Source organism: Paenarthrobacter sp. NPDC089988, from assembly GCF_044748465.1.
GTDB lineage: Bacteria > Actinomycetota > Actinomycetes > Actinomycetales > Micrococcaceae > Arthrobacter.
Map to the genome: position 1 here is coordinate 106988 of NZ_JBIVGD010000007.1, position 14909 is coordinate 121896.

General features: G+C 63.5%; 10 protein-coding genes. 3 read left to right on the forward strand and 7 right to left on the reverse strand.

All coding sequences use genetic code 11. The features are described 5' to 3' along the window. Positions 1–107 precede the first annotated feature (107 nt). From ACIPV6_RS10570 to ACIPV6_RS10600, 7 genes are all read right to left on the reverse strand, one after another. The gene (locus tag ACIPV6_RS10570; RefSeq protein ID WP_400270829.1) at positions 108–1607 is read right to left on the reverse strand and encodes an aldehyde dehydrogenase family protein; all 1500 of its coding nucleotides are present in this window, start codon (positions 1605–1607) and stop codon (positions 108–110) included. 32 nt (positions 1608–1639) lie between these two features. Then, positions 1640–2668 (reverse strand): zinc-binding dehydrogenase, encoded by a 1029-nt coding sequence (locus ACIPV6_RS10575; RefSeq protein WP_400270830.1) that lies wholly within the window; start codon positions 2666–2668, stop codon positions 1640–1642. Between the two features lie 113 nt (positions 2669–2781). Next, positions 2782–4182 carry an MFS transporter gene (locus tag ACIPV6_RS10580; RefSeq protein WP_400270831.1) on the reverse strand — a complete coding sequence of 467 codons (1401 nt, stop codon included), beginning with the start codon at positions 4180–4182 and terminating at the stop codon, positions 2782–2784. Positions 4183–4769: 587 nt separating this feature from the next. Beyond that, positions 4770–5756 carry a ketopantoate reductase family protein gene (locus tag ACIPV6_RS10585; protein WP_400270832.1) on the reverse strand — a complete coding sequence of 329 codons (987 nt, stop codon included), beginning with the start codon at positions 5754–5756 and terminating at the stop codon, positions 4770–4772. A gap of 26 nt (positions 5757–5782) precedes the next feature. After that, complete coding sequence (locus ACIPV6_RS10590; protein ID WP_400270833.1) at positions 5783–6574, reverse strand: HpcH/HpaI aldolase/citrate lyase family protein; 792 nt, start codon at positions 6572–6574, stop codon at positions 5783–5785. After that, a complete protein-coding gene (locus tag ACIPV6_RS10595; protein WP_400270834.1) occupies positions 6571–8064 on the reverse strand; it encodes an aldehyde dehydrogenase family protein in 1494 nt (497 codons plus the stop codon). The genes ACIPV6_RS10590 and ACIPV6_RS10595 overlap by 4 nt, the downstream gene beginning before the upstream one ends. Before the next feature lie 37 nt (positions 8065–8101). Next, the gene (locus ACIPV6_RS10600) at positions 8102–8926 is read right to left on the reverse strand and encodes an SDR family NAD(P)-dependent oxidoreductase (protein ID WP_400270835.1); all 825 of its coding nucleotides are present in this window, start codon (positions 8924–8926) and stop codon (positions 8102–8104) included. Positions 8927–9280: 354 nt separating this feature from the next. Here ACIPV6_RS10600 and ACIPV6_RS10605 point away from each other — a divergent pair, with 354 nt between their 5' ends. The 3 genes from ACIPV6_RS10605 to ACIPV6_RS10615 all read left to right on the forward strand — a co-directional run bounded on the left by ACIPV6_RS10605 (position 9281) and on the right by ACIPV6_RS10615 (position 14762). Beyond that, the gene (locus ACIPV6_RS10605; protein ID WP_400270836.1) at positions 9281–10120 is read left to right on the forward strand and encodes a hypothetical protein; all 840 of its coding nucleotides are present in this window, start codon (positions 9281–9283) and stop codon (positions 10118–10120) included. A gap of 89 nt (positions 10121–10209) precedes the next feature. After that, positions 10210–13272, forward strand: coding sequence for an FAD-binding and (Fe-S)-binding domain-containing protein (locus ACIPV6_RS10610; protein WP_400270837.1), 3063 nt, complete (start codon positions 10210–10212; stop codon positions 13270–13272). Continuing rightward, on the forward strand, positions 13269–14762 hold the full coding sequence (locus ACIPV6_RS10615) for an NAD-dependent succinate-semialdehyde dehydrogenase (RefSeq protein ID WP_400270838.1): 1494 nt from the start codon (positions 13269–13271) through the stop codon (positions 14760–14762). The genes ACIPV6_RS10610 and ACIPV6_RS10615 overlap by 4 nt, the downstream gene beginning before the upstream one ends. The last annotated feature ends 147 nt before the right edge of the window (positions 14763–14909 follow it).

Sequence of the window (14909 nt, forward strand, 5' to 3'; positions counted from 1 at the left end):
TTGAGTGCCACAGTCTCCTTCCCTCTTTCCTTTGAGTCATTCATTTGCCGTTCCTACTCAGGCCAGGGGCCCGCCCGTCCAGTGCTGCAGCCGGAGGGAAGGCTGGTTTAGAGCTGCAGGTAAACGCTCTTGGTGTAGAGGTAGGTATCCATGTGGGCGGCGGTGCCTTTGTAGCCGTAGCCGCTGAGTTTGGTGCCGCTGAATCCCACGAGCGGGTCGATGTAGCCGTAGCAGTTAACCCACATGGTTCCTGTGTGGACGCCTTGGACGACGCGCAGGGAGGTGGATAGGTTCTGTGACCAGACGGCGCCGCCGAGTCCGTATTCGCTGTCGTTGGCGATGGCAATGGCTTCGTCGATGTCGTCGAAAGGCAGGATGGACAGGACGGGTCCGAAGATCTCTTCTCGGGCGATGCGCATGTCGTTGTTTACGCCGCCGAAGACGCTGGGCTGCACGAAGTAGCCGTTGCTGAGGTCCTCTCCAAGTCGTTGGCCGCCGTAGAGCAGTTCTGCGCCTTCGTTGCGGCCGACGTCGATGTAGTTAAGGACCGTGTCGAGCTGGGGTTGGGAGATGACAGGGCCCATGGTGGCGTTCGCGTCCAGGCTGTGCCCGACGCGCAGGGTGTCCATGAAGGTCAGCAGCCGTTCGGTGAATTCGTCGACGATGCTTCGTTGGACGAGCACCCGGGTTCCGGCGAAGCAGATCTGACCGGAGTTGGAGAAGACGCCCATGGCAGCTCCCGGTACGGCTTTGGCGAGGTCGGCGTCGGCGCAGATGATGTCTGCTGACTTGCCGCCGAGTTCGAGCTGCAGCTTCTTGATGTTCACGGTGGACGCTTCGATGATTTTGCGTCCGGTTTCGGTGGACCCGGTGAAGGCGATGCGGTCCACGTCGGGGTGGGCTGCCAGGGCGTTGCCGGCGGCCCTGCCCGGACCGGTGACGACGTTGATAACCCCGGCGGGAACGCCGGCTTCGTGGAGGATCTCCGCTACCCGCAGGACCGACAGCGATGCTTCGGACGCGGGTTTGAGGACGGCGGTGCAGCCGCTGGCCAGGACTGCTCCGATTATCCAGAACTGGCTGTTGAGGGGGCCGTTCCACGGGATGATGCCACCAATGACCCCTACGGGGGCTTTGAGGGTCATGGTGGTGACGTTTCCGGGGATCCCGTTCATGAGCGTCTCGCCGGAGATGCTGGTCGCTTGGGAGGCGAAGAACGCCAGCATCTTCATCAGGGACACTTTGGAGTTGCGCAGACGTGAGACCGGGGCGCCCATGTCCAGGGCTTCGATTTGGATCAGTTCTTCGAAGCGTTGGTCCAGGACTTGGGCGATGTTGGTGAGCAGTGCCTGACGCTCGTAGGGGCTCCATTTGCTCCACGGACCGTTGAAGGCTTTGCGGGCAGCAAGGACGGCTTTGTCGATGTCGGCTGGGCCGCCGGAAGCAAAGTGCGCCAGGACCTCACCGGTAGATGGGTTCGTGGTGGTCAGTGTCTGGCCGGCCTCGGCCGGAACGTGGTGGCCATCAATGAAGAGGCCGTGCACGTCACGGGAGAAGAAGTTCCTGGCCTGCTCAGTCAAAGGAAAGTTCTGCTGGGTGGTGGTCATTTGTTTTCCTCTCAAGTGACCTTGACTAACTGTCAGTTGAAGATGAAGACGCCTTTGCCGATCTTGCGTTGGTCGAACAGCTCGTAGGCTTTCTCGGCATCGCCCAGCTGGAATTCGTTGGTGAACAGGGATTCGACGTCCAGTCCGCGTTCAGCGACGAACTGGGCGCATTCTTCTTGCTGGTTCTTGCTGAAGGTCAGCGACCCGACGACGGTCTTCTGCAGCTGAATGAGTTCCTCGCTGTCGAATTCGACCTTGCCGAAGACACCGACCATGCAGACGGTTCCCCAGCGGCGCAGCGACTGGATAGCCTGGGTCCGCACCATGGTGTTGGCGCTGCATTCAATGGATTTGTCCGCGCCTTCTCCGTTGCGGGTCAGTGCCCGGATAGCGGCAACGGGGTCCTGCTCTTTTGAGTTGACGACGTAGTCTGCACCGAACCTTTGGGCCATTTCGAGGCGGGAGGGTTCGACATCCACGGCGATGACTCGTGCGCCGAAGGCTTTGGCGAGCATCGTGGCGGAGAGGCCGACTGGTCCCTGGCCGAAGATCGCCACGGTGTCGTCGGCGGAGAGGCCGACCCGCTTGATGGCCGCGAAGGCCGTCCCGGTGCCGCAGGAGATGGCTGCTCCAGTTTTGAACGAGAGGGAATCGGGAAGTTTGATGAGGGTGTGTGCGGGGACTTTCATGAAGTCCGCGTGGCCGCCGTCGCCGTCCAAACCGCCGTAGACGGTACGCGCGTTGGGGCAGTATTGGGTGAAGCCTGACCGGCAGTATTGGCAGGTGCGGCACCCGTCGTAGTGGTGGACCATGACCCGGTCGCCGACTTTGGCTTCGCTGGGGCGTACTGCTTCGCCGACGAGTTCGACGACGCCGCAGGGTTCGTGCCCTTCGATGACCAGTTGTGATCCTGTGCGCAGTGGTCCGTGGAGGTGGTTGAGGTCGCTTCCGCACATGCCGGAGGCTTTCATGCGGATAACGACTTCATCCGGACCCGGTACGGGGTCGGGGTATTCACGGATTTCGAGCTTACTTTCGCCCAGGAAAACAACGGCTTTCATGTCAACGCTTTCGATATTCAGTGCTGGACGGCTACCAAACGGTGCCGTCGGGATGGATCCCCGGGCCGGGTGCGGCCCGGGGATCCAGTGTTGGTCAGTTCAGGTAATTGGGCTTACAGCTGCTGGTCGTGGGTGACCTTGTGGCCCTTGTCCCCGGCGTGGGTTTCCACGACGGCGTTTGCCTCCTCTTCGAGGGTTTCGGGGGCTGGTTGAACGCCCACGATGGCGATGATTGCGGTCACGAGGATGTACATGCCGCAGACGGTCAGGATAACGCCCAGGACGCCGTAGCTGTTGAATAGCCAGAGAACGAAGAAGGGCGAGAAGATCAGGCCCACGCGTCCGACGGTCTGGGCCAGGCCACCGCCGCGGAAGCGGAAGGCAGTGGGGAAGAATTCCGGTGCCGTTCCCAGTGCCAGGACCAGGAACGAGGCGACCATGGCAACCAGGATGAATCCGATGGCGATGATCAGGGCGGGTTCTTTCATGAACGGGTAGATACCGGCGAAGATCGCGGCGAGCGTACCGAACAGGATGATGATGTTGCGACGGCCCAGTTTGTCGGCGATGAACATCATGACGAGCGGTCCTGCGACGTATCCGGACATGATGGCTGCGTTGAAGGCCAGGGACTTGGAGACGTCCATGCCCTGCTTGACGAAGAACGTGGGCACCCAGCCGGTCACGGTGTAGGAGCCGAACAGGCACGTGATGGTGAGAAGCAGTGCGATCAGTGTCCGGCGGATGACAGGGCGGGATAACAGAACGGTGAAGGGGACCCAGTCGGCCTTTTCGTTTTCGACGTCGTTGACGGTGATCGGGCTGACCACTTCATGGGTGGTGCCGGATTCACGGGCGATGCGTTCGAAGATGGCTTCGGCTTCCTTGTTGCGTCCGCGCGATTCGAGCCAGCGGGGGGATTCCGGCATGCCGCGGCGGAGCCACCAGGTGATGATCGCGCCGATGCCGCCGATGATGAACATTGCCCGCCAGGTCCAGACCGGGATGACGAGGTAGCCGACGAGGGAAGACAACGAGACGCCGAGGCCGGCGAAGATTCCGAGCAGGCCCAGGTAGCGGCCACGCTTGGCGCGGGGGATGAATTCGGTGATCATACCGTAGCAGATGACGTATTCGGCACCCATGCCGATGCTCATCAGGCCGCGGAGGGCGATGAGTACTTCCATGTTCGGTGCTGCTGCGGCGCAGAGTGAAAGGATGCCGAACAGTGCCAGGTTGAACTGGAAGGCGAAGCCACGGCCGAACCGGTCGCTGAGCCATCCGGCGAAGACTGCACCGATGGCCAGTCCGGCGAACGTGAAGGACAGGAACAGCGAGTTCAGTTCGAGCGTAGAGAAGCCTGTTGGCAGCAGGGATGCCAATACGGCGGAGGACAGCGTGTTATCAAACGAGTCCCAGAACATGCCCAGGCCAACCAGCACGGCCAGGCGCCGGTGGAACTTGCCTACCGGGAGTTGGTCGAGCCGGCGGCCCGCGTTGACGTGAATGCTCATCGCTTGATGCCTTCCTTGGGTGCGTGGCAGGTGCTGGTCTTGCCAGCGGGGATGAAGGGGAGCAGTGCCCGGTTCCTGTTCGTCCCGGCGGAGCGGGTGCTGTCGGCTGGGCAGGGGATACGAGACTCGCACGAGTTCGATCGACATTGTTCGGTCATGCGTCTAACTACCTTTTGGCTGGGTGTTCAGTGCACTTCAGCGCGAACACAACGGTGTGTAGATGAACCGCTCTTTCTCGACGCAGGTGGACCGTCTCGATCAAGCTGATTGCTGGCTCTGCTTCGATTTTTCACGATGTGTCGTGGAGCACAGCTCTTCAAAGCGTGATTCACGATATCCCGCACTGTGAGAATTTGTCAATAGTTCTGGAATGCGGGTGTTACCGGGTCCCGGGGTCCGGGATGACCGCCCGGATTTGTTTGCCGAGGCCAGAGGCCCGTACGTCGCTTTTCCTGCCTTGGACGGGCCGTTGCTGTGCCCTCTGGCCACTCGATGCTGTTCTGCCGCGTCAGAGTGGGCAGTTCCGGGGCATGGCACAGAGGCCGCAGTCCTTGGGATTGCGGCCTCTGCAAGCTCTTGGGGGCGGGTTAGTGGGTGGTGTCGGTGTACAGGCCGGCGGCCCGGGCACGCTGGGTGGCGAGCTCGATGACCAGGTCAAGGTTGGGAGTTGGAACCTGGACGAGTGCGGCCAGATCGAGCGGGACGCGGAGCATCGCGTCGATTTCCATGGGCCGGTTGGCCAGCAGGTCCTGGCCGATGCTTTGAAGGTGTCCGGACTTCGCCAGTTTCTCCAGTCCGGCGTAGGCATCACCCGGGTCGCAGCCCAGGGCACGGGCGATAGCGGCTCCTTCGTCGGCCATCGCTTTGGCCAGCCCAGCAATGGCGGGGGTGTTCAGGACATTCTTCATCGGTGAGGCTGTGAGGACGGCCAGCGATCCTCCGATCAGGTTCATCAGCAGCTTCGTCCAGACCGCGTCCCGGATCGTGTCGGTGACGGTCACCTCGAGCCCGCTGGGGTTCAGCATCTTTGCCAGGGCATCGAGGGTGGGGTTCGGTTGTCCGTCCGGGCGTCCGATAACCAAGCGGTTGACAGGGTTCTCGGCGCGGATCACCCCGGGGGCGGTCACGCTGCAGGCGGTGTAGGCGACGGCGCCTACTGCCCGTTCGGGACCGATGAAATCCCACAATTTGTGGTCGGGATCCAGACGGCGCAACTGGGTGCCGTCCAGTTCGCCGCCGTGGGCGTGGAAGTACCACCAGGGAATGCCGTTCATGACGAACAGCACGAGGCTGTCCTTGTGGAGCAAGGAGCCAATGGGTTCGGCGATGGTCGGCAGAGCAGGTGCTTTGACGGCGACGATCACAATGTCCTGTGGTTCAAGGTCGCTGGGGTTGTCGGTGACCCGTGGGTGGGAGATCAGGGTTCCTTCGCGGGTTTCGACCCGAAGGCCGTGCTCCCGGATTGCGGCGAGCTGCTCTCCCCTGGCGATCAATGAGACGTCCGCTTCGCTGTCGGCGAGCCGTCCTGCGATGTGTCCACCGACGGCCCCGGCGCCGTAAATGCAGATTTTCATGTGTACTCCTGCTCGTGGCTGGTCGGTCAGAGGAACTGTTTGCGTTTTTGCGCGGCGGCACCGCTGAGGAAGGTGATGTCGTTGCCGGTCGATACGAACCCGGCGCCGAGGTCGAGGTACTGGCGGACCAGATCGGGGCGGCCGCCCATTCCGCCGATCCCCACGGCTTTGCCGTTGGCTTTGCAGGCCTCGATGACGCGCAGGAAGGCCTTATGCACTTCGGGGTGATCGACTTGCCCGGCCACGCCGAGTTCGGTGCTGAGATCGCTTGCTCCGACCAGGAGCATATCCACTCCCTCAACGGCGGCGATGTCCTCCACAGCCTCAAGGCCGGTGCGGGATTCGATCATCGCCACGACCATGGATGCCTGGTCCAACTCCCGGATCGTTTCGTCCGCCGGGAGGGACCGGTAGTTCAGCTGGGGCGCTGCCCCGGAGAAGGAACGGATTCCCAACGGGGCATGTTTGACGGCCTGGACGGCGGCCCGGGCCTCTTCGGCTGATTGGACGCCCGGGACGATGATGCCCATGGCCCCGGCGTCCATGACTTTGGCGATGAAAAAGGGGTCCGGGCCTGGGACGCGGACGAGCGGGGTGACTCCGAGGGAGTTGCAGGCCATGCAGATCTGGCCGGCCGCTTCGAGGGGGAAGCTGCTATGTTCCATGTCGATGTAGACGGATTCAAAGCCTGCGGTGTGGGCGATGGAGGCTATGTCAACGGTCCGGACGAGCCTGATGGTCATTGAGAAGACCGGCTCGCCCCGCAACAGTTTTTCCTTGGCGGGGTTCCGGAGCAGGGGTGTGGTTTCGTTGGTCATTCGCTGATGGCTCCTGCCGGGTTGTGGGTCTCCCCGACCTGCGCGAAGAGTTCGGGCAACGCCTGGGCCTCGTCTTCGAATCCGTAGACGGACTTCACCTCGAGGTATTCGTCGAGACCGAACCTGCCCATTGACCGGCCTACCCCTGATTGCTTGTAGCCGCCCATGGGGGTGTAGGAATCGGTGGGTGCTCCGTTGTAGCTGATGCGCCCGGCACGGAGACGGTTCACGACGCGGTGGGGGTTGGTGCGCTGCCCGCCGAAGACGTAGCCTCCGAGCCCGTAGGGGGAGTCGTTGGCGATGCGCAGTGCGTCGTCCTCGTCGCGGTAGGGAATGACAGCCAGGACGGGGCCGAAGATTTCTTCGCGGGCGATGGTCATCTGGGGTGTGACGTGGGTAAAGACCGTGGGCTGGATGAAGTAGCCCTGGTCCAGCCCTTCGGGCCGCTCCAGGCCACCGGTGGCCAGTTGGGCGCCTTCGTCGATGCCGCTTTGGATGAGGTCCCTGATCGACTTGTATTGGGCGGCGCTGACGACCGGGCCCATGGTGGTGGTCGTGTCGAGCGGGTCTCCGAGGCGGAAGCGCTGCGCTTCGTCGACCAGGAAGGGGACCACCTGGTCGATTTGGCTTTCGTGGACCAGCATCCGGCTGGGTGCGTGGCAGGACTGCCCTGCGTTGAAGAAGCAGCGTTGGATGTTCCATCGGGCGGCCTGTTCCAGATTGGCGTCTGGCAGCACGATGTTCGCTGACTTGCCGCCAAGTTCGAGGCTGACCTGTTTGACCGTGCCGGCTGCGGCGGCCCCGACTTGTTTGCCTGCTGCGGTGGATCCGGTGAAGGAGATCATGTCGACGCCGGGGTGGCGGGAGAGCGCGTCCCCGACATCGCGGCCGGTGCCGTTGACGAGGTTGAACACTCCGGCGGGGACGCCTGCCTCGTGGAATACCTGGGCCATGAGTGTGCCGCTCGCTGCTGAGTTCAGGCTGGGCTTGGCGACGATGGTGCACCCGGCGGCCAGTCCGTAGATGACTTTGATGACGCCGGTCTGGATGGGCCAGTTCCACGGTGAGATGAGCGCGCAGACGCCAATCGGTTCGCGCCGGACGATGGCGTTGCCGATCCGCGACTCGAACGGGTAAGCGCTCAGCACGTCCCGGGCTGCCCTCATGTGCTCGGCCGGGCCGGTGACCTGGGCGCGGTTGCTGACCGGGATTCCGACCTCCCGTGCGATCAGCTCGGAAAATTCATCGGCGTAGGACTCGTAGACGTCGATGATGCGGTCAATCAGCGCGATCCGTTCGGCCACCGAGGTGGTGGAGAAGGTTTCAAAGGCGCGTTCGGCGGCGGCGACGGCGAGATCGACATCCGCGGCTGTTCCGAGGGTGACCTTTGCAAAAGGCTCTTCCCGGGTGGGGTCGATGAGTTCCACGTCGCGCGGTTCGATCGGGTCAACCCATTGACCGTCGATGTAGAGGTGAGGGTAGTGCTTCATGAACGAGGTCTCCTCAGACTGTGGGGCCGTGTCGTACTTAGCTGCTGTGGGTGTAGCCGCCATCGCAGGCGATCGTTTGTCCGGTGATGAAGGCTGATGCGGGTGTGGCCAGGAAGAACATCACCCCGACGAGATCGGTGGGGACCATGCCCCTGGGGATGCATTGCTGCGATGCTGCGCGCTCCCGGCCCTCAACGGTGGGGTTGACCGTGCGCTCGACTTCAGTGGCGACCATGCCGGGTCGAACACAGTTGACCGTTACGCCGTAGCCACCCAGTTCCCGGGCCAGGGCGTTGGTCATGCCGATCACGGCGGACTTGGAGGTGACGTAGTGCAGGTAGTTCACCGTGCCGCGGGTCACCGAGTCAGAGGAAATGTTGATGATCCGGCCGAATCCGGCCTCACGCATGTGGGCGGCGACAGCACGCACGCACAGGTACGTTCCGGTGACGTTGACCTTGAGCACCTGTTCCCATTGGGCCAGGGGGATCTGGTCAAACGGTCCCTTTTCGATGGTCGCGAAGATGGATGCGTTGTTGATGAGCACGTCGATCCGTCCCCATGTGGAGACGATCGTCTCCACCATGGCTTCGACGGATGCCTCATCTGCGACGTTGACCTGGACGGCAAGGCCCGTACCGCCGGCGGCCTCAATTTCCTTCACGACGGATGCGGCTTTGCCGAGATCAAGGTCGGCAATGACGGGGCGGGCTCCTGCCGCGGCGAACTGGCGGGCCAGCTCACGGCCGATGCCTTGGGCAGCGCCGGTGATAAGGACCACCCGGTCCTCCACGCTGAAGTCCCTGGCCGCTGCCGGTACGCCGGAGTCCTGGGGTGTGTGGGTCAGGGATGTCGTCGTCATAGTCGATCCTCGTGGCGTCGCTTGTTGTGGTGGATGGGCAGGCGGTGGGGCGTTTGAGTGCCTCGCTGATCCGCGTTGCGTCTCGTCCGGGCCAGCCTGCAGACGACGTTCCTGGAAGACCTTTCCCAGCCGGGGAAGCGTCATCGTTGAGCAGCATCTGGGAGAGCCTTTGGCCGGTGAGGCATCAAGAGCGGCATTCCTGTTGCTATAGACAATATCCCGCAATATGGGATAACGTCAATCATGGCAGCTGGTCCGTCACCGATGCCCAAGGAACGGAAGCGGACTGGCCATATCGCCTCAGCCCACCGGCTCTCGCCGCGGGATTATTCGACTTTTGTGAAGGAGCAAGAGATGCGCGTCAGCAAGTCAGCCGATATCGGCAGCGAACGAGTCGGAAGCATGCGTGAAGGCAAGCTTGACCAGAAACACCTGTTGTTCGGTGAGGACGGTTCGCCCAACAATTACGACCTGAACATGGGCCTGACCGGTGGTGGTGGCTGGGGAACTCCCCGGCACCGGCACAACTTCGACCAGGTCCGCTATGTGATCGAGGGCCGTCTGCCCTATACCGAGAAGGATGTCCTGGAGCAGGGCTGGGTTGGCTATTTCCCGGAAAGTGTCCACTACGGACCCCAGGCCCGCGCTGAAGGCCTTCGGACCATGGTGCTGCAGGCCGGCGGCGCCAGCGGCCAGGGCTACCTGAGCGTCGCCCAGCGCGAGGCCGGCAATGCTGAGCTGGCCAAGAGCGGTGAGTTCAAGAAGGGCCTGTACCACTACACGGACGATAACGGCGTGGAGCAGGCCGTCGACGGGTCGCAGGCAATTTTCGAGCACGCCACTGGCCGCAAACTGGAATTCGCCACTCCTCGGTACGAGGATGTCATCGCGATCAACCCTGAAGCGTACGACTGGCTTCCCACCGCCGACGAAGGCGTAGCCGAAAAGTGGTTGGGCAGCTTCACCGAACGCAACTTCCGGATTGGCTTCCTGAAGCTCGATGCCGGGGCCATCTACCAGGCCGGCCAGTTCCCCTCCATTGAAATCCTGTTCCAGATCAAGGGCCAGGTCACCGCCGGCGGAGAAAAGTACGGCCCCGAGTCCGGCTACGAATTCCTTGCCAATGAGGGTCCGGTGCCCCTTGAAGCCATCGAGCCGACCGAGTTCCTGCGCGCAGTGCTGCACACGTTCTAAGTCGATTCCTTGAAGCGCGGCACCGGCCCCAGCGCTCTGGTGTCGCGCTTCACCGGCTACTGCCTGCCCTCAAGAAAGAACTCACGCCCATGACCGAATCGGCCAGCCATCCGGTGTTGCCCCGTCCCGAACCGCTCTCGCCCCCACACCCGAACCAAGGTGTCTCGACGGGCTCCAGCGCGGGTGCGATCACGACCGACCATCACCGGGCAACATCCTTGCTCACGGACCTTGAGAGCGCCGGGATCCCTGCAGATGCATCGCCCAGGCGCCGGTCCGAATACTCCTACGACGCTTCCAACTACCGGGTGGAACCACTGGCAGTCGCGTTCCCCCGCACCGTGGAGGACGTCGTCGCGGCCGTTGCCGTGTGCCGGGCAAGCGGTACCCCCCTCATCGCCCGAGGCGGCGGGACCTCCATGGCCGGCAACGCCGTCGGCCCTGGCCTTGTCCTGGACTTCTCGCGGTACATGAACCAAATCCTCGCCATCGATGAGGACGCCGGAACCGTCGACGTCCAGCCCGGCGTCATCCTCTCGGTCCTCTCCCGTGAAGTCGAACGCGCCACCGGCGGCCGTTCCACCTTCGCCCCCGATCCTTCCTCCAAGAACCGCGCCACAGTCGGCGGATCCATCGCCAACGACGCCTGCGGCAACCATTCCGTCCGCTACGGCCGCACGTCCGACCACGTGGCGGAAATTGACCTGGTGACTTCCGACGGAGCACGGCTGACGGCCACCGAAACGGGGCTTCGAGCCACCGACGCCTCGGACTCTGTCTCGGCTGCCCGCGCCTCTGTCCTCAGCACAGCACTGGCCCGGATCGCGCACGAGAACCTCAGCACCTTCCGTCTCGAATTCGGCAACATCCCGCGCCAGGTGTCGGGTTACCACCTTGAGAATCTGCTGCCCGAGAAGAAATTCAACATCGCCCGCGCCGTGGTCGGTTCCGAAGGTACGTGGGCCATCGTGGTCGGCGCCCGCATGAAACTCGTGCCGAAACCGGCCGCCGCACTGCTCGTGTGTCTCGGCTACGAGGATGTCGTCGACGCGGCCCGTGACATTCCCACGATCCTGAGGTTCAACCCTGCCGCCGTCGAAGGCACCGATGAGGCCATCGTCGCCACCATGCGACACCGCCGCGGTCCGGACTCGGTCCTGGGTCTGCCCGAAGGCCGGGCCTGGCTCTTTGTCGACCTCGACGGCGACGACATGGACGCCGTCCGGTCCCAGGCTGAGCTATTGCTGGCCCGGTTGGCAGAGAACGGGCGGCTTGTCCAAGGCCGGGCCGCCGCCGACCCTGCCGAACGGGCCTCCCTGTGGCGCGTGCGTGAAGACGGCGCGGGGCTGTCCTCGCGGCTGGCCTCCGGCGGGCAATCGTGGCCCGGCTGGGAAGACTCCGCCGTCGCCCCGGAACGACTCGCGGACTATCTAGCGGACCTCCGGGAGTTGCTGGCCGAATACGATCTCACCGGAGTGATGTACGGGCATTTTGGTGCCGGGTGCATGCACATCCGCATCACCTATGACTTGCGCAGCGAAGAAGGCCGTGAGGTCTTCCGGAAGTTCACAAGCGCCGCCGCTGAACTGGTTGTCCGCCACGGCGGATCGCTCTCCGGTGAACACGGCGATGGTCGCGCCCGCTCGGAGCTGTTGCCCCTGATGTACTCCCCCGAGGTGATGGCAGCTTTTGCCGAATGCCGCCGGCTTTGGGACCCTGCCGGGATCCTGAACCCGGGATCCATGACAGATCCTGATCCGATGGACGCAAACCTGGCCCTCGCCGGTGTGCCGGAGCGGGAATGGCGCACCAGCTTCGACCTGCGCCCCGTCGGATCTTCGACGTTGGATCCCTGGGTCGATGCCGTCCAGAGTTGCATTGGGGTGGGCCGCTGCCGCTCAGATGGCGGCGGGGTAATGTGCCCCAGCTACCGCGCCACCAAAGACGAGAAGGACTCCACCCGCGGTCGCTCACGTGTCCTGCAGGATATGGTCCGCGGTGCCCGGACCGTTGAAGAAGGGTGGAAATCCGAGGAGGTCCGGGAAGCGCTGGACCTGTGCCTGGCGTGCAAGGCCTGCTCCAGCGACTGCCCCACCGGCGTTGACATGGCCACCTACAAATCCGAGTTCTTCTCCCACTACTACGACGGCAAGCGCCGTCCCCTCTCGCACTTTTCGCTCGGTTGGCTGCCGCGCTGGTTGAAGATCACCGGACGCATCGCCCCGGTCGTGAACGCCGTCATGGCCACCCCCCTGGCGAAGGTGGCCTCTGCCCTGGGCGGACTCACAACGAAAAGGTCAATGCCCCGGTTTGCCGGAGCCCACGAATGGCGCACCGCAGTCTCAGCCGCCGGCGTCACCCCGGCCGGTTCCGATACAGGCGCCGCCGAAGGCGTGGTGCTGTTCGTCGACACGTTCACCAAGGGATTCCGCCCGGAGGTCGCAGCCGCGGCAGCGCGTGTACTCGCCGGAACCGGCCCCACGGAGTGCTCCGCGGATGCCTGCTGTGGGCTGACTTGGATCTCGACAGGACAGCTGGATGCCGCGAAGAAGTTGCTGGGAAACGCCGCAGCGGCCCTCGATGACGGCACCGACCGGCCAATCGTGGTCGTCGAGCCCAGCTGCGCCGCAGCCCTTCGTAAAGATCTTCCCGAGCTCGTCCACACCGAACAGGCGCGCAGAGTCGCTGCCAGAGTCCGCAGCTTCGCTTCCCACATCCACGAACTGACCAAGGCCGGCTGGAAGCCTGCCCCGCAGAGCCCGCTCCCGGAACAAGTGGTACTGCAGACGCACTGCCACGAGTACTCCGTTTTCGGCGCGGCAACGCAGCGCGCTGCGCTGGGTGCTGTCGGCGTCGATGACGTCGTGGACGCGACAGGCTGCTGTGGGGTTGCCGGAAACTTTGGCTTCGAGAAACAACACTTCGACGTCAGCATGCTCGTCGCTGAACAAGCCCTCGCACCAGCACTCAGAGCAACAACCGCGGCCTCAGTGATTCTCACGGATGGCTTTTCATGTGCGATGCAGGTCAATCAACTCGACGCATCGAGGCCGGGCCTGCATCTCGCCCAGCTGCTCGATCCCGGCGATCAACCACTCTCCCCGGACACCACCAAGGCACTCTCCTCCAGCGCAGAAAAGGAACCCTCATGACTACCCAAACAACCACCGGCTCCCAGCTGTCCGCGAAGGCAGCCGCAACCATCGCCAAAGTCAGCACCAACCTCTTCATTGATGGCGAATGGGTCGAAGCCGCCTCAGGCGCCCGCTTCGATGTCGTGAATCCCGCGACCGAAGAAGTGATTGCCACGGTGGCCGACGGCGGCCCGGAGGACGCACAGCGAGCCATCGAAACCGCTGGCCGCGTGCAGAAGGAATGGGCCAAGACCTCACCGCGGGAGCGCAGCGAAATCCTCCGCCGCGCCTACGACATTGTCATGGCCCGCCAGGACGAGTTGGCCCTCATCATGACCACCGAAATGGGCAAGCCCTTGGCCGAAGCCAAGGGTGAGGTCGCCTACGCCGCCGATTACTTCCGCTGGTTCTCCGAAGAAGCCGTCCGCATCGGAGGCGACCTGACCCAGTCCAGCGACGGAAAAACACGCGTCCTGGTCACCCGCGAACCCGTAGGCCCCTGCGTTCTCGTCACCCCGTGGAACTTCCCGATCGCGATGGGCATGCGCAAAATCGGCCCGGCCATCGCCGCTGGCTGCACCATCGTCTTCAAGCCGGCAGCCCTCACTCCACTGACGTCCCTGGCACTGGTCGACATCCTGGTAGAGGCTGGCCTCCCCGCAGGCGTCCTGAACGTTGTTCCCACAACCAAGGCCTCCGCAGTCGTCACCCCGTGGATGACCAGCGGCATCGCCCGCAAGATCAGCTTCACCGGCTCCACGGAAGTCGGTGTCCGTCTGCTCGCCCAGGCATCGCAGCACGTCATGCGCTCCTCTATGGAACTCGGCGGCAACGCCCCCTTCATCGTCTTCGAGGACTCCGACCTTGACCGTGCCGTCGAAGGAGCCGTCGCAGCCAAGATGCGCAACATGGGTGAGGCTTGCACGGCGGCCAACCGGATCTTCGTCCAGCGGCCCGTCGCCGAAGAATTCGCCCGCCGTCTGGGCGAACGGCTCAGCGCGTTATCCGTCGGCGATGGAGCAGAACCCGGCACCCAGGTCGGCCCGCTCGTTGAAGAGAAAGCCCGACGCAAAGTCCAGGAACTTGTCGACGATGCCGTGGCCAAGGGAGCCAAAGTCATCACCGGGGGTACCCGGCCCGAACGTCCCGGGTACTTCTACTCCCCCACTGTCCTGTCGGATGTTCCCACCGAAGCTAGCCTCATGACCGAGGAAATTTTCGGTCCCGTTGCTCCCGTCATCCCCTTCGACACCGAAGAGGAAGCCATCCGCATGGCCAACGACACCCCCTACGGCCTGGTCGGCTACCTGTTCACCCAGGACGTGGACCGAGGCTTCCGCGTTGGCGAAGCCCTTGAAGTCGGCATGCTCGGCCTCAACACCGGCATCGTTGCCAATGCCGCGGCACCATTCGGAGGCGTCAAAGCCTCCGGCCTCGGCCGCGAAGGCGGCCGCGTAGGGATCGACGAGTTCCTCGAATACAAGTACATGGCCGTCCCCCGCGCATAACGCACGGACCGGAGCCGGCCCCCAGCCCCGGGCCTGAGCGGCGAAACAGCATCCGCTCAGGCCCGGTTCCATTTACTCGACATAGAACCCGACAAGGCGCGTACGATATCCTGTATCGTGAGAATTCTGCCAAGAATCGTGCTTGCT